Annotated in this window: 21 protein-coding genes; 6 read left to right on the forward strand and 15 right to left on the reverse strand. The window is 55.9% G+C overall.

What is annotated here, in order from left to right; translation table 11 throughout:
* Nucleotides 1–2 precede the first annotated feature (2 nt).
* The 11 genes from AC2FEE_RS19100 to AC2FEE_RS19150 form a co-directional block, all read right to left on the reverse strand.
* Nucleotides 3–704, reverse strand: a complete 702-nt coding sequence (locus AC2FEE_RS19100) for an SDR family NAD(P)-dependent oxidoreductase (protein WP_496866922.1) — start codon at nt 702–704, stop codon at nt 3–5.
* The gene (locus AC2FEE_RS19105; protein ID WP_496866923.1) at nt 701–1,327 is read right to left on the reverse strand and encodes a 2-dehydro-3-deoxy-6-phosphogalactonate aldolase; all 627 of its coding nucleotides are present in this window, start codon (nt 1,325–1,327) and stop codon (nt 701–703) included. The genes AC2FEE_RS19100 and AC2FEE_RS19105 overlap by 4 nt, the downstream gene beginning before the upstream one ends.
* Nucleotides 1,324–2,244 (reverse strand): 2-dehydro-3-deoxygalactonokinase, encoded by a 921-nt coding sequence (locus AC2FEE_RS19110; RefSeq protein WP_496866924.1) that lies wholly within the window; start codon nt 2,242–2,244, stop codon nt 1,324–1,326. Before AC2FEE_RS19110 ends, AC2FEE_RS19105 begins: the two co-directional genes overlap by 4 nt.
* The gene (locus AC2FEE_RS19115; protein WP_480690273.1) at nt 2,225–2,914 is read right to left on the reverse strand and encodes an RraA family protein; all 690 of its coding nucleotides are present in this window, start codon (nt 2,912–2,914) and stop codon (nt 2,225–2,227) included. Before AC2FEE_RS19115 ends, AC2FEE_RS19110 begins: the two co-directional genes overlap by 20 nt.
* A 12-nt stretch (nt 2,915–2,926) precedes the next feature.
* A complete protein-coding gene (locus AC2FEE_RS19120) occupies nt 2,927–3,958 on the reverse strand; it encodes a C-terminal binding protein (protein ID WP_496866925.1) in 1,032 nt (343 codons plus the stop codon).
* Entirely contained in the window at nt 3,951–4,445 is a 495-nt protein-coding gene (locus AC2FEE_RS19125) for a lactoylglutathione lyase family protein (RefSeq protein WP_171180809.1), read from the reverse strand. The genes AC2FEE_RS19120 and AC2FEE_RS19125 overlap by 8 nt, the downstream gene beginning before the upstream one ends.
* A 22-nt stretch (nt 4,446–4,467) precedes the next feature.
* Entirely contained in the window at nt 4,468–5,256 is a 789-nt protein-coding gene (locus AC2FEE_RS19130; RefSeq protein ID WP_496866926.1) for an SDR family NAD(P)-dependent oxidoreductase, read from the reverse strand.
* A 1-nt stretch (nt 5,257) separates the two neighbouring features.
* Nucleotides 5,258–6,259: an ABC transporter permease gene (locus AC2FEE_RS19135; RefSeq protein ID WP_496866927.1), complete on the reverse strand. Its 1,002-nt coding sequence runs from the start codon at nt 6,257–6,259 to the stop codon at nt 5,258–5,260.
* Complete coding sequence (locus tag AC2FEE_RS19140; RefSeq protein WP_496866928.1) at nt 6,256–7,779, reverse strand: sugar ABC transporter ATP-binding protein; 1,524 nt, start codon at nt 7,777–7,779, stop codon at nt 6,256–6,258. The genes AC2FEE_RS19135 and AC2FEE_RS19140 overlap by 4 nt, the downstream gene beginning before the upstream one ends.
* Nucleotides 7,780–7,863: 84 nt before the next feature.
* Nucleotides 7,864–8,898, reverse strand: a complete 1,035-nt coding sequence (locus tag AC2FEE_RS19145; RefSeq protein ID WP_496866929.1) for a sugar ABC transporter substrate-binding protein — start codon at nt 8,896–8,898, stop codon at nt 7,864–7,866.
* Between the two features lie 26 nt (nt 8,899–8,924).
* Nucleotides 8,925–9,812: an SMP-30/gluconolactonase/LRE family protein gene (locus AC2FEE_RS19150; protein ID WP_496866930.1), complete on the reverse strand. Its 888-nt coding sequence runs from the start codon at nt 9,810–9,812 to the stop codon at nt 8,925–8,927.
* An 89-nt stretch (nt 9,813–9,901) separates the two neighbouring features.
* On the opposite strand from AC2FEE_RS19150, the gene AC2FEE_RS19155 reads away from it, so the two are divergent.
* The 6 genes from AC2FEE_RS19155 (at nt 9,902) to AC2FEE_RS19180 (ending at nt 16,064) form a co-directional block, all read left to right on the forward strand.
* Nucleotides 9,902–10,573, forward strand: a complete 672-nt coding sequence (locus tag AC2FEE_RS19155) for a GntR family transcriptional regulator (RefSeq protein WP_496866931.1) — start codon at nt 9,902–9,904, stop codon at nt 10,571–10,573.
* Nucleotides 10,574–10,708: 135 nt separating this feature from the next.
* Nucleotides 10,709–12,274 (forward strand): sugar ABC transporter ATP-binding protein, encoded by a 1,566-nt coding sequence (locus AC2FEE_RS19160; RefSeq protein ID WP_496866932.1) that lies wholly within the window; start codon nt 10,709–10,711, stop codon nt 12,272–12,274.
* Nucleotides 12,275–12,276: 2 nt separating this feature from the next.
* Nucleotides 12,277–13,263 (forward strand): ABC transporter permease, encoded by a 987-nt coding sequence (locus AC2FEE_RS19165; protein WP_496866976.1) that lies wholly within the window; start codon nt 12,277–12,279, stop codon nt 13,261–13,263.
* A 56-nt stretch (nt 13,264–13,319) separates the two neighbouring features.
* The gene (locus tag AC2FEE_RS19170) at nt 13,320–14,315 is read left to right on the forward strand and encodes a substrate-binding domain-containing protein (protein WP_496866933.1); all 996 of its coding nucleotides are present in this window, start codon (nt 13,320–13,322) and stop codon (nt 14,313–14,315) included.
* Nucleotides 14,316–14,367: 52 nt separating this feature from the next.
* Complete coding sequence (locus AC2FEE_RS19175) at nt 14,368–15,267, forward strand: hypothetical protein (RefSeq protein ID WP_496866934.1); 900 nt, start codon at nt 14,368–14,370, stop codon at nt 15,265–15,267.
* The gene (locus tag AC2FEE_RS19180) at nt 15,255–16,064 is read left to right on the forward strand and encodes an NAD-dependent epimerase/dehydratase family protein (RefSeq protein ID WP_496866935.1); all 810 of its coding nucleotides are present in this window, start codon (nt 15,255–15,257) and stop codon (nt 16,062–16,064) included. Before AC2FEE_RS19175 ends, AC2FEE_RS19180 begins: the two co-directional genes overlap by 13 nt.
* A gap of 596 nt (nt 16,065–16,660) precedes the next feature.
* Here the strand turns inward: AC2FEE_RS19180 and AC2FEE_RS19185 are convergent.
* The 4 genes from AC2FEE_RS19185 to AC2FEE_RS19200 all read right to left on the reverse strand — a co-directional run bounded on the left by AC2FEE_RS19185 (nt 16,661) and on the right by AC2FEE_RS19200 (nt 21,251).
* Complete coding sequence (locus tag AC2FEE_RS19185) at nt 16,661–17,614, reverse strand: BMP family protein (protein WP_496866936.1); 954 nt, start codon at nt 17,612–17,614, stop codon at nt 16,661–16,663.
* 89 nt (nt 17,615–17,703) lie between these two features.
* Nucleotides 17,704–18,636 carry an ABC transporter permease gene (locus AC2FEE_RS19190; protein ID WP_496866937.1) on the reverse strand — a complete coding sequence of 311 codons (933 nt, stop codon included), beginning with the start codon at nt 18,634–18,636 and terminating at the stop codon, nt 17,704–17,706.
* A gap of 3 nt (nt 18,637–18,639) precedes the next feature.
* Nucleotides 18,640–19,725: an ABC transporter permease gene (locus AC2FEE_RS19195; protein ID WP_496866938.1), complete on the reverse strand. Its 1,086-nt coding sequence runs from the start codon at nt 19,723–19,725 to the stop codon at nt 18,640–18,642.
* On the reverse strand, nt 19,722–21,251 hold the full coding sequence (locus AC2FEE_RS19200; RefSeq protein ID WP_496866939.1) for an ABC transporter ATP-binding protein: 1,530 nt from the start codon (nt 21,249–21,251) through the stop codon (nt 19,722–19,724). The genes AC2FEE_RS19195 and AC2FEE_RS19200 overlap by 4 nt, the downstream gene beginning before the upstream one ends.
* Nucleotides 21,252–21,389 lie beyond the last annotated feature (138 nt).

Genomic DNA, 21,389 nt, shown 5'->3' on the forward strand with positions numbered 1-21,389 from the left:
CCTCACATAGCGAGATAGCCGCCATCGACCGGATAGATCGATCCGGTCACATAGCTGGCGTTTTCACTCAAAAGCCATTGTACAAGCGCGCCGACCTCTTCGGGTTTTCCCCAGCGTTTCATCGGCGTGCGCGCCATAATCCCAGCCGTTCGCGCCGGGTCTTCTCGAAGGCCTTGGGTCATCTCTGTTTCGATCCACCCCGGCGCGATGGCATTGACCCGGATGCCGTCTTCGGCCCAGCGACCTGCAAGCGCCTTGGTTAATTGTGCGACGCCGCCCTTGGAAGCGGAATAGGCTGGAACCAAAGGCCCACCAAACGTGCTGAGCATTGAGGCGGTATTAACGATGGCCCCACCTGTTTCCGCCAGCAAAGGATGTGCGGCGAGGCAGCAGCGCATCGTACCGGTCAGGTTCACATCAAGCACCTTTGCAAATACGTCGATGTCGTATTCCTCGCCACGCAGAAGAATACCTGCGCAGTTCACCAGAGCATCAAGACGCGTCAGGGCGCCAAACACTGCATTTATGGACGCCTGATCGGTGACATCAAGAACCTGCACCTTGATCCCTTCTTGGGGCTCGAACGCTTCCAATTCGGATTGGGAGGCGGATGCGGCGATGACGGACCAGCCTGCCTTGGCCAGCGATCGCGCGACACCCGCACCGATCCCTCGCGTACCGCCCGTAACAAGGGCCCGTTTCATCCAAGTTCCTCCAATACACTGGTGAAGGCGCGCGCGCGCCTGTCGATATCATCCAATGTATAGTTCGGTTTGAACAGTGCGGAGCCCAGCCCATATCCATCCGTACCCGCGGCATGGTACGGGGCCATCGTATCCGGCGTGATGCCCCCAACCGCAGCGACGATTGCGTCTGCAGGCAATACGGCGCGCATAGCCGCTATGGCAGCGGGGGGCACCATTTCCGCCGGAAAGAATTTGAGCACCGAAGCTCCGATATCCAGTGCCGTAAAGGCCTCGGAGGGGGTCATGACGCCCGGACACCAATACAGACCCCGTGCGACAGCCGCACGCCCGACGTCCGAGTTCATATTAGGCGACACGATAATCCGCCCGCCTGCATCTGCGACCGCCGCGACCTGATCCACCGTCAGTACTGTGCCTGCACCGACTATGGCCTGTGCGCCATGTTTCGCAACGATCTGGGAAATCGAGTCCAGCGGGTCCGGCGAGTTGAGCGGCACTTCGATCATCCGAAACCCGGCATCGAACAGTAGGTCAGACACCGGGTGTGCATTTTCTGGTGCCAGCCCCCGCAAAATCGCAATCAGCCGGTTCTCAGCAAGAGCTGCAGTGAGGTCAATCATCCGACCAACCCGGCAGCGCGAGCAATCAAAAAATGCCCTTTCGCAACGATATCATCTGGCGCGCGACGGCTGTCAAAACCGGCAGTTCGAAGTGCTATTTCGTAGCGGTCGGACAAATCGCTCCGTCCAACAACAGTGATCGTGCCGACGTCTTTCAAATCGCCGGTCGCGGCGGCGACCTCGGTCCCAATCAACAAGCCCGACAAGTAGTCTGCCGTAGCAACCTTTGGGATTTTGCCCATAAGAGGAAGCGTCCGAACATGAAACAGGCTGTGCAGCAGGTTCGACTCACCACTGAGGCCCGCCTTGACGCCCATCAAGAATGCGTCTTCGCTGAAGGCGTCCTCCTTCATCAAAGTGCCAAGGATCGTGTGTTCTTTCAGCGCCAAAAAGATCTCTCCTGTCATGTAGGTCGAGAAATCCACGATCTTCCCGTCGTCAACCTGAACCCATTTGCTGTGCGTTCCCGGCATCACGAACATACCTTCGCTCAAGCCTAGTGAAGATGCCCCGATGATCTGGGTCTCCTCGCCGCGCATTACGTCCGGTCCTCCAGCATGTTCTGTCGAAGCGCCTGTCACAAAATGAATACGCGCTCCGTTGGCCACTTCGTGGAGAACCAACGCCCGGGCAAGACCGCCGGCACCCAGCGGCATTTCGGCATACTGCGTTTCTACCCAGCCATTGCGACTGGTGATCATGCCGGATGCCAGGATCGGCAGGTTTTCTTTAGTGACCCAAGGGCCGATGAGACGATCAAGAACCGACTCAAACGTTTGTCCTGCAACCTGCATGATACCTTCAGGCGACGAGACCCCATCGATCACTTCGCCTTCTGCACCAATGAGAAATGCACGGAACGATGAAGTGCCCCAATCTACGCCAATCAGCGCTGGCTCAGATGCGACCGAATTCATTCAACAGATCCTCAACGGTTTTGCCTTGGGCCACCCATTTACGGGTTTCCTCCTCACGGTCAGCTTGCTCTTGAGCAAGGCGCACGGTTTCTTCCGCAATTTCCTGTGGAACCACAACGACGCCCATGAGATCAGCTACAATGAAATCTCCGGGGTTTACGACGACGCCCCCACAGGCGATTGGCACATTGATCGAAAGTTCTTCCTTACGTTCCGAGAACATCGTGTGCGTTCCACGTGGTGTGATAGCGCGCGTCCAGATTGGCCAGTTGATGTCTTCCAACTCATCTGTATCGCGCCCGGTGCCATCTACGATCATACCGCGAATGCCACGGTTTTTGGCCAGGCCACCCATCAAACCGCCGCAAACTGACGTTTGACGATCACCACCCGCGTCCACGACGATAACGTCCCCTGGTTGGCCCATTTCAAGCGCTCTCAAAGGATCGACCAGATCGCCTTTTGAAAGCTGAACTGTCACGGCCTGGCCTGTCACCTTGGCGCGGAAAGCGGGCTTGATGGCGCTGTCCATCACGCCTGTTCGGTACTGCACATCCGCAAAAATGGCAGCAGCAGAGTACGCCTCCAACACCTTGTCGAATTTTTTGAGAAGTTCCGGATTTCTTTCAAATTCATTGAAAACCCTCAGGTCCGTGCTGACGTCTGGCATTCTTGTCTCCTGTTATGCGGTAGATACGGCCAACGCGTCGGCATTGACTGTGTAGTCGGGTTTTTGTCCTGTCAGGACCTTGGCCACCTGAGTGGCCGCGGTGACCCGCGCTGCGTGTATGGATTCCTCGGAATAGTAGGCCGCGTGCGGCGTTACGAGGACGTTGGGCAGTGTGAACAACGGATTGTCATCAGGCGTCCAGTTGGCGCGCTTGGCCGGCTCTTCTTCGGGGTCGTCGAGCCCTGCAGCAGCCAGATGGCCTTCGGTCAGCGCCCGGAACAGGGCCTTGTTGTCGACCGTTGGTCCGCGTCCCGTGTTCACGAGTATCGCACCGGGTTTCATGACCGAGAATTCGGCATCCGACAGAAAGTGATGCGTGTTCGGCGTCATCGGCGCCTGCATCAGGATATAGTCGGACCTTGCCAGCAATTCAGGCTTGCTCACCAGCTCGACCCCAATCTTCGCGGCGACTTCTCTTGGCAAATACGGATCGTAGGCGATGACCGTAACTCCGAAAGATTGCGCCCGCGCAACGATGGCTTGCCCGATTTTACCCAGCGAGACGACACCCATCGTCCGCCCGCGTAACCGGTAGACCGGCTGCCCGCTTTGCCACTTCCAGACCCCTGCGTGAGTAGCCCGATCATAATCAGGCAACTTGCGTGCCAGGGTGAGCCAAAGGGCAATCGCGTGATCGGCTACCTCCTCGGTGCAATAGTTTTGCACGTTGGTGACGAGGATGCCTTTTTCCGTCGCCGTGCCAACATCAACGATATCCACGCCTACGCCATAACGCGCGATGACCTCGCACTTTTGCATGCGCGTGATCGTTTCCTTCCCGATCCGGGCATATTGATTCATCATCGCAGCGCAATGCGGCGCAACATCGAACAGGTCTTCCTGATGCTTGGCCTGAAGCGCGATCACGTCGGCACCAGCGGCTTCTAGGATTTCCGTTTCGACGGCGACATCACCAAAGTCGTAGTCGGTTATCACGACCTTGGGCCTGTCCGTTCTGGGGGGAAAGCTGCCGCGATCAGTCATAGGCACCCGCCGAATAGGTCAATTCGTACGAGTGGCTGTAGAGCTCGAAGATGTTGCCAAACGGGTCCTCCATATAGACCATGCGATAAGGCTTTTCGCCGGGGTAGTACTTGCGCACCTGCTGCATGCGCTGGCGCCCACCTAGGTCTTCGATGACCTTGATTCGGCCTTCCAGATCCTCGTCTTGCACGCAGAAATGGAACAACCCACGCCGCCAATATTCAAACGGGCGTTCCTCTTCGACAGTTTTCGGGAATTCGAACAATTCGATGCCGACACCGTCGCCCATCGACAAATGCGCGATGCGGAAACTTCCCCAACCTTCCCCAAACACATCGTCGCACATCTGACCAATGGCGCTTTCGTCATGCAGGATCTCAGTCGGTTCCATCAGCACGTAAAGACCGAATGCCTTGGAATAGAACTCTACGGCTTTTTCCAGGTCCGGAACCGTGATGCCGATATGTGAGAAAGTAAGAGCAGCCATGGGAGGCTCCTTCTGTTAGCTGTTAAAGAATGTTGCGAACGATGCCGCCTTCGATCCGGTGTGCAGAACCATTGGAGGCTGTACTGGCCGAAATCGTGACAATCATGCGGGCGACCTCGTCTGGTTGAACGAAGCGCTGGATGAGCGAAGTTGGCTCATCGGATTTGAAGTAATTGTCCACGATCGTGTCGAGCGGCTCACCTTTTTGATCGGCGAGGCCGTCGAAATAGGTCTCGACACCTTCGGTCCAGGTTGGACCAGGCAGGATGGAGTTGACCCGGACTTTCGTCCCTTTTGTCAACTCTGCCATGCCACGTGTGAGACCTAACATGGCAGTTTTGGTGACAGAATAGTGCACCATCTGGGGCAGCGGTTTGACCGCCGCCTCGCTGGCCATGTTGATGACGGATCCCTGGCCCCGGCCAAGCATTTCGGGTAGGAAAATCCGGCTCATGCGAACGGCAGACAGAACGTTGATGTTGAAGTAATGCATCCAGTCGTCATCGGTCAGATCCTCGAACGGTTTGACCGAAAAGATGCCGACATTGTTGACCAAAACATCAACTACACCGCGCGCTTGCGCGAACTCCGCCAGATATTCCGCATCAGTGGTTTTTGTCAGGTCGGCCGCAATGCCTTCAACCTCACCCAGGGATGACAGGTCGTCGACACAGGCAGACACTTCCGCCTCGGTCAGACCATGCACGATGACCCGCGCGCCTTCTTCCAGATAGACCCTGGCAGTGGCTTTGCCGATGCCCGAACCTGAACCGGTCACCAGAACCAGCTTATCCTTTAGTCCCAGATCCATCTCAGGCTTCCTTCTTAACGCTTGATGATTGCTGTGACGACGAGCGGCCAAATATGCGCCCCATGAGGGCCGAGATTTCCGCGCGCCACATGTCTATGCCAACGGCCAACAGGATGATCAGGCCCAGCACGATGTTCTGAACGGACGACGGCGCCGCGTTCAGGTTAAGGCCATTCTGGACAATAACGATCGTCATCGCTCCCATCAGTGTGGCGAGAATGTTGCCACGCCCGCCTGCAAGACTGGCGCCCCCAACTACAGCAGCAGCAATGGCCTGCAATTCCAGCGTCTGGCCATAGTTGGGCGAACCCGAGTTGAGGCGTGCTGACATCAGGATGGCCCCGACAGCCGTCATGAAACCCGCGATTACAAATGTCGTGGTCTGAACCTTACGGACGTTGATGCCCGTCAGTACGGCAGCGGCTGGGTTGCCACCCACAGCATAGATCTCGCGGCCGAGTTTTGTGAAGTTCATCGTGAAAGCGGCTAGGCCATAGAAGAACACGAGGTAGAAAAACGGCAACGGAACGCCGAACAGCTTACCGTAAAAGATCGGCTCCAACGCTGGATCCAGCGAAAAGATCGGCGACCCATTGTTGAAGGTCAGGGCAAGGCCCCTGAAGGCAATCAACGCCGCCAATGTTGTGATGAAAGACGGGATACGCCCATAGGCTGTTATCAGCCCAATGAATAGACCAAGCAATCCGCCCATGAGGAGAATGAATGGCAACGCCAGAACCAGTGGAATGCCGACAAATTTCAACATTTGCGCAAGGATCATGGTCAGCAAAGCCACCATAGACCCGGAACTCAGATCGATGCCCGCAGCGAAGATCACGATAGTAGACCCGATTGCGATCAAGGCCACGATGCTTACCTGTAGGGACAGGTTTGAAAGGTTACCCGGGTTCAGGAAGCGTTCGGTCGTAAGTGCCACGATCAATGCGACGATCACCATTGCTGCAAATGGTCCGATCAACTGGGTGTCAAAGATCCGCTTCATGCGAAAGCCTCCTTAGGCTTGGATTGAGGAGTGTCGGCGGACGCGCGCACAAGGTCGTCATGAGTAAGGTCGGATGCATCGACCGTGCGCACTATCGTTCCGTGCTGAACGACGGCAATCCGATCGCTCATCGCAAGCAACTCATCATGGTCTGAACTGATCAGAATGATCGATTTTCCCGCACGGGTGAGCCTGTTGATCAGCTTGTAGACGGCGATCTTGGCGCCAATATCGATCCCCTGTGTCGGCTCATCGAGGATCAGGATGTCCGAGGCAGAGAACAGCCAGCGTGCGATCACGATCTTCTGCTGATTGCCACCAGACAGGAAATTGACCGTTTTTTCCTCGGCCTGGGTCGAGATTTCCAGATCGCGGATCAGATCATGGGTAGCTTGCTCTTCCACCCTAAGGTTCAAGACTCCGAACCGGCTTAGCTCGCCTAAAGACGCTGCAGTGACGTTCCCGCTTGCGCGAAAATTGAAGAACAACCCGTCAAACTTGCGGTTTTCCGGAACGAGGGCCAACCCAGCACGGATCGCATCGATTTCTCGGCGGAAACGAACCGGTTTGCCGTTCAGTGTTATCTGCCCGTCGGTCAACTCGTCTGTCCCGAACAGGGCCCGCGCAATCTCTGTACGGCCACTACCCAGAACGCCGCCCAAGCCCAGAACCTCGCCCCGGTGCAACGAGAACGACACGTCTTTCACACCCGAATTGGTAGACAGACCCGCCGCCTCCAGCACAATACTCTTGTTCGCGTTCTGCTCTTTGGGATAATGCTCACCAATGTCCTCACCAACCATGGCGCTGACAATCTCAGAGACGTTGATCTCGGTCTCGCCACTTGCACGCACAACACAGCCGTTACGCAAGATCGTCACTTCATCGACGATCCGTTCAACCTCATCAAGCCTGTGAGAAACATAGAGGATGGCGGTGCCGCGTTCGCGCATGTTACGCAAAAGCTGATGCAAGCGCTCAATTTCATCCTCGCCCAAAGCAGCCGTTGGCTCATCAAGGATGATCATACTAGCGTCCATCACGATGGCCTTGGCGATCTCAACCAACTGTTGTTCACCTACCGAAAGCGTACCTGTGATGGTGTCGGGTGAAACATCGACATCCATTTCCGCCAACACGCTGGCAGCTTCGTCATGAACTTTGGCCCAGTCGATCACACTAAAGCGGGACCGAGGCATATTGCCAAGAAAGATATTTTCGCCAACCGATAAGGTGGGCACGATCGAGAATTCCTGAAACACCGTCGCAATACCTAGATCACGCGCCGCCTGTGGGTCGCTGATCGTGACCGGCTTGCCGTTGTACAGGATTTGACCGCTGTCGGGTTGCTGTACGCCGGACAGTGTCTTGATCATTGTGGACTTGCCACAGCCGTTTTCACCCAGCAGACCGTGGATCGAACCGGGCATGAGCCGAATACAGACCTTGTCGTTCGCCAAGACACCAGGATAGGCCTTGGTGATATCGACAAACTCCCAAAGGGGCGTTCTGGGTGTCATCGCGATTGCCTCGTCACAAGTGAAACTCGGTTGGTTTGCAACCCGGCAGCACGCCCATGCGCCACCGGGAAGCGGGGAGACAGCTCAATACTCTTTGGACGGCTGCGGGAAGAGCTTTTCTGGCTCTTGCAGCACGCTGATCGCACCGTCTTTGTCTTCAATTGATGTGGGCGTTTCGATCCAGCCGCCGGGATAGGACCCGTTGAGCGCGTCAATGGTCGCGTGCATGGCCGCCTTACCCATCAGGAAAGGTGAGGTATTGACCGTTGCCGTTATGTTACCCGCCGCAATTTCTTCGAGACCAGAGGTATCGCCATCGTTACCCAAAAGAACGATGTCACTACGGCCAAGTGCTTTTGCAGCAAAAGAAGCCCCAATGATCATGTAGTCATTCGCCGCAAAGATCATGTCGAGATCGGGATTAGACTGCAGGATATCCATCCCGGCAGTATTGCCGCCTTCAACGTTCCATTTGCCATCGATGGACACCACAACTTCGAAGTTTTCGTTGCCTTCGATACCGTCGAGGAAGCCGCCTACACGCTCGGTCGAGTGATAGCCTGGCTGCCCTTCGATGATGCCGACCTTCAACGGTTGATCACCATAGGTCTCAATCGCCCAATCAGCGATGGCATGGGTACCATTGCGCTGGGAATACCCGACCACACCATGGATCGGAGTTGGGAAGTTCGGGATGTCTGAATTGATCATCAAAACGGCCATACCCTTGTCGACGGCTTGCTTAAGTAGCGGCGCAGCGGCAAATTCATCATGCGTTCCAAAGATGATCGCATCCACATCCTGAGTTAGCACATCTTGGATCATACCCATCTGACCGTTGATATCCGCGCCCGATTGGGGTGCGAGCATGAAGACTTCTACCCCTGCCTCAGCAGCCACCGCTTTGATGCCCTCACCGATAGCGATGTAGTAGTTGAACTCGGTCGCTGGTGGCATATACGCGACCCGGAACGTGTCATTCTTGGGTTCAATCGCATCAATCGCAGCCTGTGCCCCGTCCTGGAGTGGCACCGGCGCCGGATAGTTCTCGGCCATTGCGACGGTTGCCAACGTGGCGAGGCCCGCGGCAATCGTTGTGTTCACAAGCGTTTTCAACATTTTTTTATCCTCCAGAAATTCGTTGGTTATCCGTTGAACGGCGTGTCGATCACGCCGCGAATGCCGGGTTTCACAGCGAAGAGGCCGCCGGATTCCGGTTCTTTTGATAAAGCGGCTTCGTCACTCATCAGCCGCGATGTCGTGATGAAAAGCGTGTCGAGGTCCGGCCCCCCAAAAGCGCAACATGTGGGCTTCCAGACCGGTACCTCAATCACGCGATCTATCGTGCCGTCGGGTGAGACGCGAACAACGCGATGGCCTTCCCATTCAGCGTTCCAAACACCGCCTTCGGCATCGGCGCAGGACCCATCGGGCAGGCCCGGTTCATCTTCGAAAGAAGCGTGCCGCCGACGGTTCGAAACAGATCCACTGTCGGTGTCATAGTCGAAGGCTACGATTTCCCGATCAGGGGTATCGGCAAAGAACATTGTGGCTCCATCTGCCGCGAAGCACGTCGAATTGGCGCAGGACACACCTTCGATTATCGTGCGCACGCTTAGGTCTTTGTCGACGCAAATGACCGAGGAATCGGCGTTACCCGAGACTTCGTTCATCCCCCCGACAATCAACCGCCCCTGACGATCAGTTCGTCCGTCATTCAACCGCGTTTCCGGATTGTTCGGCTCGAATCGAGTCACAAGGGTTTCTTCGCACATGGTCGGATCGAGCAAAACGACACGATCTGCACAGGCAACTATCAAGCCTCCGGAGGCTCGCGGAGCAAAGCAACACACGCGTTCCGGCATCTTATGAGACTTGCTTTTCAAAGCTACCGGATCAAATGACCAAAGCGCGCAACCTTCGATGTCGGTCCACCAGACAAGCCCATCGGTGGGGTTCCAGAAAACCCCCTCCCCGTGCTGATTCTGACAGTCAACCACCAGTTCTGCGCGCAATTTTTTGACCTCCACCACTACATCCTGATATCTGATATACCAGCTTGCCTAATCTGGTGTATCAGATATCTTGCATCTGGCAACACCTTTTTTGGAGATATCGCCAGATGGCCCTTGAGAGACCCAAATCATTGCGTGAACTCGCTCTGGAGCATTTGCGAAACAGCATTATCGATGGCTCCCTGAAGATGGGTCAGGTTTTGTCGGAGCGAAAAATCTCCGAAGAGCTGGGCGTGTCGAAGTCACCGGTCCGCGAGGCGCTCGCTCAATTGCGTGACGAAGGGTTGGTTAGTATCGAACCGCAAAAAGGCGCACGCGTATTTTCCTTGTCCGAACCGGAAGTCACCCAAATCTGCGACTTCAGACAAGCGATTGAAACAGCCGCCTTCGAACTGGCATTGTCGCGTGACCCTGAAGGACTGGCGAGTGAAATGCAACGCGTCGTGACGGAAATGGAGCGACAACGCAGGCGCGGCAACGAGAAAGGCTACCTTTCACTAGATACCACGTTTCATCAGTTGATCTTCGAACATGCCGGGAACGACTATTTGACGGCTAGCTATACCCGATACATCGGTAAGATTGCAGCATTGCGAACCCACCTGGCGAAGCTACCGAAACACACCGAACTCTCTTTTGATGAACATGCGAAGATTGCGATTGCAGTGCGTGAAGGGGACATGGTCAAAATCAAGTCTCTTCTAACGGCACATATTGATCGCACGCGGCAGGCATACAAAAGCGCTGCAATTGTTCTCGAAGGAGCCGCTGCGCCCTGACGCACAGAACAGCTGAGTTATTGAAGGGGGCGGGCCATATCGGCACCGCCCCTTTCTTGATCCGCTTCACCGCTATCTCTTTTTGATTGACATCTGAGATATCAGATGTCAATCAAAAAGCGGGAGGAGCTTTGTATGACACCAGCAATGGATCATGACGCACTGAGGGCACAGCCACTGATTCAACTGGAAGCGGTTGGCAAAAGCTTCGGAACGAACATTGTTTTGGACGGTGTCGACTTCGAGTTGAGACCCGGTGAAGTTCACGCGCTTTGTGGTGAAAACGGTGCTGGGAAATCCACCTGCCTCGGTCTTCTTTATGGACTTCACCAGCCTACAGCCGGGCGAATCCTGTGCGATGGCGACGAGCAGCGGATTGAAAGCCCGTCACATGCGCAATCACTCGGTATTGGCTGCGTCTTTCAGGAACTCAGCCTCGCCGGCGCCCTCTCCGTAGCGGAAAACATCTACGCCGGCCGCGCGCCCACCCGGTTGGGTGTCGTCGATTGGCCAGAATTACGTCGTCGGGCGGAAGCGCTGCTGGCAGAGTTCGGTCTGGAAATTGATGTTTCATTACCAGTTGACAGCCTGCCGATTAGTTCCCGCCAAATCGTAGAAATTGCTAAGGCGTTGTCACTGAACTCCCGCGTCCTGCTTTTGGATGAGCCGACTTCGGCATTGGCACCCGATGAAGTGGGCGCACTATTCGACGTTTTGAAGTCCCTTACAAAGAAGGGGATTGGCATAGTATACGTCAGCCACCACATGGCCGAGATCTTCCAGATTTCAGACCGCATCACTGTTCTGCGCGACGGGCGCCGCATCAGCACATTGCCCGTGTCAGAAACCTCACTGGAAAAGGTCGTTGCCGAGATGATCGGCGGCGCGCATCCCGGTGATGTCACCCGTTCGGATCATGGCGGCGGCAACGAGGTTTTGAATGTAAAGAACCTGACGCGTCCCGGCGAGTTTGAAGACATTTCGTTTTCCATAAAAGCCGGAGAGATCGTTGGTATGGCCGGTCTGATGGGCGCCCGCCGCAGCGAGATTGTCCGATCCATCGCCGGATTGATGCATGGCGCGACAGGCGAAATCAGATTGCATGGCAAGCCAGTCAGCTTTGCGTCCTTGCGGCAAGCGATGCGCGCTGGTGTCGGGTTTGTCCCCGAGGAACGCAAGACCGAAGGTCTCTTTCTGGAACAATCGCTCAGCGATAACCTGATTGCAGCCAGTCTTTCCGAACACACGTCTGTCGGTTTCATGCGTGCTAGCACAATCAAAGCGGCCAGCCAGGCCGCCATTGACGCGTTTAGCGTCAAAACCAGCGGGATTACCGAACTTGTTGGCGACCTGTCAGGGGGCAACCAGCAAAAGATCATGCTGGCAAAATGGCTCAAACGTGCTCCAACTCTTCTGATCATCGAGGAGCCCACAAAAGGTGTCGATGTCGGGGCCAAATTCCAGATTCACACAGAGCTTTTGCGTCGTGCCGCCGCAGGTATGGCCATCCTCGTGGTGTCATCCGATTTCCCTGAACTCGTCTCGCTCTCTACGCGCATCCTTGTGGTCCACGACGGTCGCCTGATGGGCGATGTCCCGGCGGCTGAGGCAACCGAGACCACACTCCTTCAATTGGCCGCCGGAAACTCCGTTCCATCGGTGGAAGCAACCCAACGCAATCAATCAGGAGTCGCGACGTGACCATGACAGCTCAAGCCAACTTGCCCATGAAACCACCACTGTTGCGCAGTGTCCTACAAGCCTTTGTTGATATTCGTGAACTGACGCTGATCGTCCTGATCGCCGCCATCATCATCGTGATGTCCAACGTCAACCCCTACTTCCTCAGCTTCTCGAACTTTCGTGCGGTGGCCGTGGGCATGGCACCGACCGCGATCATCGTTATAGGTATGGCGATCCTGCTTGCATCCGGTGGTTTCGATCTGTCGGTTGGTTCGGTAATGGCCCTGTCTTCCACCGTCGTCGCCATGCTGCTTTTGACCGGTATGGCAATCCCGCTAGCCGTCGCATGCGGGCTAATTCTTGGCGGCACCGTGGGCGTGGTGAACGGTGTGCTGGTGACCGGCCTCGGGATAAATCCGTTGATTGCAACGCTCGGCACGATGTCGATCGCACGCGGTATTGCCCTCGTTTTGACCGAGGGGTTTTCAGTATCCAGCCTGCCGGCGTCCTTCGCTTGGATCGGCAAGGCTGACATCGGCGGCTTTCCAGTGATTGTCTTGTTCACCATTCTGCTGGTGATCCTGTTTGATCTGGCCGTCCGCCACACGCGTTTCTTCCGTCAGGTCTATTTCATTGGTGCCAATGAAAAAGCCGCGATGCTCTCGGGCATCCACGTCACACGCGTGCGCATCATTCTGTACGCACTGACCGGTGTTCTGGCTGCTCTGGCGGGTGTCTTGCTGGCCTCCCGCCTGATGAGCGGTACGCCCACGGCAGGCAACGGTATCGAACTTCAGGTTTTGGCGGCAGCTGTCATCGGTGGCGCATCCCTACGCGGCGGCGAAGGTACTATTCTTGGAGCATTCCTCGGCGTCGTTTTCGTCGCGTTGATCAACAACACTATGACGATGCTGGCCGTATCGATCTACTGGCAGATGATAGTCATCGGCGGTGTACTCGTTACAGCGGTCGCCTTGGACATGCTGATCCGAAGCAAACGGGGCTAGGCCCGAAGCTCTCCAAAACTCAACAACAACCAAAGATCCAAAACAGGGAGACTACGATGACCGAATTGAAAGTAAACCGACGCAAGCTGCTGACAGCGGGCACGACTGCGGGACTGGCCGCCGCTTTCGGACTGCCCATGCTGTCAAAGGCAGCCATGGCGGAAGCCGCTGGCAAGGAATACGTCTTCCTGTCCATCGTCACGCAAGTGCCGTTCTGGGTAGATTACCGCAACGCGATGGAAGATCTTGAAGAGTTGATGGGCATCAAGGCGACCTTCACTGGTCCTCTGGATTTCGACACTGCAGCACAGGCGCGCCAATTGGACGAACTTATCGCCAGACGCCCCGCAGGTATCCTCATTTTCCCCGGTGATCCGGCTACTTTGGCCCCCGGCGTGGAACGCGCGGTCGAGGCCGGGATTCCAGTCACGTGCTGTATCGGTGACATCCCCGACAGCCCCCGGTCAACTTTCCTTGGCATCAACGGTGTTCAGGCGGGACGTGTCGGCGGCGAGATGCTGGCACAAGCGATTGGCGGCAAGGGGAAGGTTATCCTCGGCACGTTCCCTGCTCCATCCACGCTGGAGCGGGTCGAGGGATACAAGCAAGTCTTCGCAGAGAAATACCCGGATATCGAAGTGGTCGATGTTGTGAACGACAAGGCCGATCCGTCCTATGCGCCGACAGCCTATCTTCAGGCCATTCAGGCGAACCCGGATATTGTTGGTATTGGCGGCACAGATGGCGACAGCGGCAAAGGCGCTGCGATTGCGGTCAACGAGGCGGGTCGCAAGGACATCAAAATCGTCGCGATGGACCGTAATGATGACATGCTGCCCTACATCGAAGACGGTACAATACACGGCGCTGTGGCTCAGAAGTCCTATTTGGAGATATTCCTCGCCTTCCACATGATGCATTGGCAGAATACAGACGCGTTGAAGGTCTTGCCGGATTGGAAGGTCGCCGGGATAAACCCACTGCCGGAGCGCGTCGAAACTGGAGTGATGCCGATCACGTCCCAGAATGTCGCACAGTTTAAGCACGTCTGAATTGTCATCCCGGCGCGTCCCTGTCGCGCCGGAACACCGTCAGGGAGCAATCATGCCAGACAGATGGAACGTTCTTCAGCTTCAGCAGGGCGATCTGCGACTGACGGTTCTGCCTGGAATCGGGGGACGCCTCTGGGATGTTAGTTTCCAAGGGCGCTCACTCCTCTTTCAAAATCCAGATATTTACGGATTGGAGGTCGACGACGCCTGGCTCGCCGATTTGCCTACACGCTCTCCACAGCTTGGCTTTCCACTTTGGGGTGGCGAGAAGACATGGATCGCCCCGGACGCGTCCTGGGAAAACGGCGCTCCGTTTCCCGTGTTGGACAGCGGCTCCTATCAGATCACTTCTAGAACCAGCACTCGCATCGACATGACCAGCGCCGTCTGTCCCATATCTCACTTATCTGTTTCGCGTCGCGTCACACTGACTTCTGAAAAAAGCTGGGACACTGAACATATCGTTGCCAATCGCGGCACTTCCTCTCGCCTGACCGGCATTTGGTCAGTCATGATGCTTAACACTCCAGCCAAGATCGGAGTCGAAATGGATCATCCTGCGTTTTACCCTGTTTTCGGCTCTTCAGAAGGGATGGTTGAAACGCGCGGCGGTGGCACTGTCGCAGATTGTAGAGGACTGCAGGAATTCAAGATCGGGCTACCGAACCCCAACAGCCGGACACTGGTAAAGTGCGGAACGGATGGACCCTTGTTGATGTGCTCGGTACCGGAATCGCAACCGGGTGATCGATTTGCGCATCACTGTCCGTTCGAGGTCTTCAATTCGGGCGATTACGCCTACTGCGAAGCAGAATGGCACTCACCCGTGCACAACCTCGAACCAAATGAAACAATGAGTTTTCGGCAGATGTTCCGCTTATTGACAGACGATGCACGGCAAATGCCAGCGAGTCTCACAAGCAACAAGGAATTCATGTCATGCATGTCCTGATCACAGGCGCTGGTGGGCATCTCGGCCGCAAACTTTTCGACACGCTAGAAAGCGACCCCGGTTACACTGTTTCTGGCATCGACATCCGACCCGTAGATCATCCCGATATTCATACTGCGGATCTTTCCGGAGACAGCAGTTGGGTCGGCTTGCTCAAGGGTGTGGATGTTATCGTGCATCTTGCTGGTGACAGAGAGCCCGCCGCAACCTGGCGCTCAGCGATCAAGCACAACATGGATGCAACGCTTACGCTCTATCACCATGCGGCAGCCATCGGCGTCAGCCGAGTAGTTCTTGCCAGCTCCAACTGGGTTCACGGCGACAAGAGATTCACGCATGAGGCGCTCAACAGCAAGACACCACCTGGTCCGATGAACGCCTATGGAATGTCAAAACTGTTCTGTGAGCGGACAGGGGCTTACTTCGCCGAGCATCACCGACTGTCTGTCATTTGCCTGCGCATTGGCTGGACGCAATGGACTCATGACAACCAACCCGGCACGCATATGGCGATGGGCCGATGGGGCCAGGAAATGTGGCTGAGCGATCGGGACTTTCTAAGTGGCATGCGCGCCGCAATTGATGCTAAAAACGTTTCCTTTGCAGCACTGAATCTAATGTCGGATAACCCGGGTATGCGTTGGGATATCACCGAAACACAGCAAGTGATCGGCTATTCTCCGCAAGATGGGAGCCCGGTAAAAGTTACCGCAAGCATTGCCTTTAGGTCTGCGCTGAAGCGCCTGTTTTCAGTCCGGCTCCCCAATTACTTCACCACACGTTTTCCGGATTGGTAAAGCACCAGGCCCAGACATTGTTGTTGCGTTGGGCAATCAGTTTCCGAATCCTAGCCTTGAGGTAAGCGTTAAGAAGGTCAGCGTTGTTCGCATTGCTGTTGTCGTCGCCCGACGTCTGGAGCGGCAGGCTTCACAACCATTGGCTGATTGCCATATCATAACAAACCATGAACGTCGCTGAAGCGATTTTATGTGAAGCGATCTGTGGTTGAGTGGTCAGTTCCACTGCAAAGCTCGCGCACCATCACTTACATCTTTCTGGCTGCAGACATTGATCCCAATTGCAGAGAACGGTCGTCTCGAGCCCAGGTTGACCGATGCTGAAATGTGCATGGGTGTCTGGTCACAATTTTTGCAATGATAGTATTGATTGAGGGTTTGCATGGTTGGATCTTAGGCAGTCCTGGATTTGTTCATTGGCGGGTGTTGCCGAACTGAAAACCAGCAATAGAAAGCATAGCGACTCCGGCGAAACCGGGGGTAACGCAGTCCCACGCGGTACAAGCGAAAGGCTTCAATCATTGATTTCTCTAACTAAGAGAAAGCCCCCAGACTTGGGGGCGAGAGTTAGAAGAGGGGCGATTATTAGGGATGCATTATTGTGGATTTACAACCAAAGTGCCTGACTTCATGGCATCGATCAGTTTGTTGACTTCATCCACAACGTCCACCGGGATATCTGGGTGGAACGACCCGATCCGCATGGCCAGTTCATTGCCCATATCCGCCCGGTAGAGTGCACCTTCCAGTTTTCCAGCAGCTGCCAGTTCCAGGTAGGACCGCATGTTGCCTCGAACATCCAGAATAGCGGACTGCAGGATTTCCGGCCATTCGTTGATCGCATCACGATAGATGCCGATGCCATAGACGCCTTTTTCCTGAACGGCCTGCATGGAGCCCAGCGTCGCACTGTCCATTGTCGGCCAGACGACATCGGCGCCTTGGGAAATTTGGTTCAAGGCAGCTTCTTTGCCCTTGGCGATGTCATCCCAGTCGCCGGTCCAGGTGACCAGAACTCTGACGTCCGGATTGGCCGCTTTGGCCCCCGCTTCATAGCCAGCAACCGTGTCGGTCGTGAATTTGAACTGTTGCGCCGCGATGATGCCGATGGTGCCTGTGTCTGACATGGAGCCCGCGACGTAGCCCATCAGATAAGCGATTTGGCTGAAATAGAAATCCGCGTTGGCAATGTTGTCTTTTGTGCCCAGTCCGTTGTTCACCATGAACATGGTTTCCGGGAAGCGTGCTGCGACACGTTCCACTGCGTCCTGGAATTCTCCGCCGTGACCGATCACAAGGTCATACCCCCGGCGTGCGTAATCGCTCAGGACTTCGATTTGTTCCGGCTGATGCACGCTTTCGGAAAAGGCGGCTTCAAAGCCGAGCGCTTCACCTGCCTTGGTGAGACCTTCGAATCCGGCTTGGTTCCAACCATTATCGGAAATCGATCCGGGCATAACGATCGCGGCGCGTTCGATCCCGTCAGCGGCCGCAGGCCCGGCCAACATCAGTGCTGCAAGCCCCGCCAATAGTTTGGACTTCAATTGCATTGTTATTCTCCCATATTGGATATGTGTTGTCAGGGTGACGGGAGGATCGCGAGGTGAAAAACGATGGTTTCTCACGCCACGGCTGAGATTTATCGATGCTCTCGGTCGTAGGGCAGTCCGACGCTTGCAGGTGCGCTGGCCTTGGTTCCGAGGACCACGAGTGCGATGAGCGATGCGAGGTAAGGCATGATCAGGAAGAGCTGATAGGGAATCTCTGGCGAGGTGAATTGCAGTTTGAATTGCACCGCATCACAGAAGCCGAAGAAAAGCGCCGCGCAGATCGCACCGATGGGCGACCAACGTCCCAAAATGATTGCCGCAAGCGCAATAAAGCCTTTGCCCGCGCTCATGCCTTCCGCAAACACATAGACTTGCGACAAGACCAGATGCACCCCAGCCAGCGCCGCGAGGGCACCGCTGACTGCAATTGCGAGATATTGCATGCGAAAGACAGAAACCCCTGCCAAGTCCGCGGCCTTCGGGTTTTCGCCAACAGCGCGAAGGTCCAGACCTTTGTGGGATTTCATCAGCCAGAACCATGCGGCTATTGCCAATCCGTTCAAAAGGTAGAACAGCGGATCCTGGGAAAACAGGGATGGGCCAACGACGGGAAGATCTGACAAGAAGGGAATATCGATCTGCGAGAACCCGTTTACCCGCGCCCCTCCGGCCTGAGCCCCGAATATCTGACGGGACAGAAAAGCTGTGAGCCCGGCCAGCAGCAGGTTGAGCGCGATACCGCCAACCAACTGGTTGATGCGCAACCGGATCGACATATACCCAAGCAGCAGGCCTGAGATCAGGCCGCAAATGACCCCGCATCCGAGCCCGATCATGGCGGAGCCTGTTACGAAAGAACCAGCAGCAGCGCCAAGCGCTCCGGCGAGGATCTGACCTTCGAGGCCGATGTTGTACAGCCCGCCACGTTCCGCGATCACCCCGCCAAGGGCAGCAAAAGCAATTGGCGTACCCAATCGGGCGGTGCCGGCAAGGACGTCGCCCAGCAAAACAAGATCAATCATAGCCTATGCCTCTTTCTTTTGGCGTTGTGTTTGGCGGCGCAGCCGCAGGTTTTTTGCCAGGAGTTTCAGAATGGATTTTGACCTGGTTCGCGGTGTCACGAGGGCGGCGGCGACCAGAACCACAACGAGCCCCTCGACCACTTCGATGACGGAACTGTCGACCCCGACGGCACGTTGCATCGTTCCCGCGCCGGCAGAAAGCCCGGCAAGGAACAGCGCGGTCAAAGGCGCGACAATTGGGTTAAGAGCCGCAAGGAAGGCGACGACAATTCCGTCATAGCCGTAGCCATCGCTAAACAGGTGAAACAGGCGGTACTTCAACCCGATCACCTCGATTGCGCCGGCCATGCCTGCAAGGCTGCCACCAATCAACATGGCGCGGATGACGGTTTTTTTCTGGTCCACACCGGCATAGGCCGCAGCGCGGGCATTGCACCCCACAAGGTCCAGTTGGAAGCCCGATGGCGTGAAGCGCAGCCAGAAATACAAGATTGCCGTCATGGCCAGCCCGAATACAAAGCCCACATGGGTATCAGATCGCGGCATCAGAATAGGCAGGCGATAGGCTTCTGAGACTTCCTCGGAATAAGGATATGGTGCGCCTTCGGCCAATAGCGGCCCGGCCACGGCGTAGCTGACGATGTGGATCGCAATGAAGTTCATCAGCAGCGTGACAATGACCTCATTCGTGCCCCGATAGGCTTTGAGATACGCAGGAATTGCCGCCCAGAACGCCCCGCCGCCGGCGGCGGCGATAAATATCAGCGGCACACCCAATAGACCGGGCAGATCGGGGATCGCCAAAGCAAAGACGGCGCCGAACAACCCACCAATATAGATCTGCCCCTCGCCACCGATGTTGAACACACCGGCGCGCATCGGAATGATCACGGCCAGCCCCGCCAGAAGCATCGGCGAGGCTTTGACCAAAGTATTGGAGAAACCCCAGTAATTCAGGAAAGATTCCAGAAACAGAACCTTATAGGCCTCAAACGGGTTGTGCCCGTCGAGCAGGATCAGCACGCCGCCAAAGCTCAGAGCTAAGAGCAAAGCAATCGCAATCCGGCGTTGCATGGTAAATCTGTTCATTGTACCTCCTCCGGCGCTGCGGTCATCAAGAGCCCGATGTCTTGAAGAGTTGTGTTTTCCGGATCGACAACACCCGTGATCCGACCAAAGGCCATCACGGCGACGCGGTCAGAGATGTCGAGCACATGTTCAAGTTCAGTGGAGATATAGAGAACCCCCACGCCGCTTTGGGCGACGGCGCGGATCTGGTTCTGAACAAATTCCGTTGCGCCGACATCAAGCCCTTTAGTCGGCTGTACGACGACCAAAAGATTGCGCGCCCGGGCCACTTCACGGGCCAAAACGATTTTTTGTTGATTGCCACCGGATAGAGCCGAAGCGTTCAATTTTGGGTCAGGGGGCCTAATGTCAAAGGCCGCGACCACGTTGCTTGCGATCTCGTGCATCGCGCGCCGAGAAATCAGACCGCCAGACATGAACCTGTCTTCGCCAATGGATCGAAAGGCCATATTTTCTTCGACACTGAGCGACAGGACCAAGCCTTCGGCATGGCGGTCCTCGGGCACGAAGCCTATGCCATCTGCAATGCGCGAAGCGATGGAGGCGCTTGATATCTCCGTGCCATTAAGGTGGATGGCGCCGCTGGTTTGCCTTTTGAGGCCGGTGATCACCTCGCTCAACTCCGTCTGGCCATTGCCGTCGATCCCGGCGATTCCAAGGATTTCGCCAGCCTTCACGGAGAGGGTCAGATCCTGCAGGATTTCCGCCCCGCCTGGATCGATCAGGCAGACATCAGAGACAACCAGAGCGTTCGGTGCTGAGCTGGTGTCATTGCGCGCCTTTTTGGCCTTGAGCGTCTCGACCGTTTCGCCGGTCGGCTTGTCTCCCATCATAAGCGCTGACATCTGGGCCATGGGCGTGGTCGCAACCGGAAGAACTCCCTCGACACGCCCATGGCGCATTATCATGACGCGATCGGCAATTTCGCGGATTTCATCGAGCTTGTGGCTGATGAAAAAGACGAGGCAGCCGTTGGCGACCAGCTTGCGCACCCCTTTGAGAAACGGCGCGACTTCGGTCGGGGCAAGAACGCTGGTGGGTTCATCCAGGATCAGGATCGATACATCGCGAAACAGCGCCTTAAGGATTTCCACCCTTTGCTTCATGCCCACAGGCATTTCCGTAACGCGGATGTCGAAATCGACGTTAAAGTCAAAGTCGCTGCAAAGCTGCCGAATGCGCGCCCGCGCTTCGGCACCCCGCTTTGTGCTGGGCAAGCCGATCAGAATGTTCTCTTCGGCGGTCATTGCGCCGACCAGGCTGAAATGCTGGTGGATCATGCCGATCCCATGCTCAATAGCTTTTGCTGGGCTGGTCACCGAAACAGGTGTTCCGCCCAATTTGATTTCACCGCTATCGGGCTGATACAGACCGATCAGAACACTCGCGAACGTGGTTTTCCCCGCTCCGTTCTCGCCCAAAATCGCAATGCACTCGCCCTTCGAGGCCAGCAGATTGACGTTGTGCAATGCACGAACGGCGCCAAACGACTTGTCGATGCCGGTGACTTTCAAAAATGGATCCAAGACAACCTCCCAACTTTCACGCAAATTCAAGAGAGAATGCCCTATCTTCTCAAATTAGATGTTTTCACCTCACAGCTGAGAATTTCGCCCACATGTGAACTGGCAATCGGGTTAGAGTAGAGCGGCGAAATAGCATCA

It is taken from the genome of Ruegeria sp. YTSC199 (assembly GCF_059609725.1).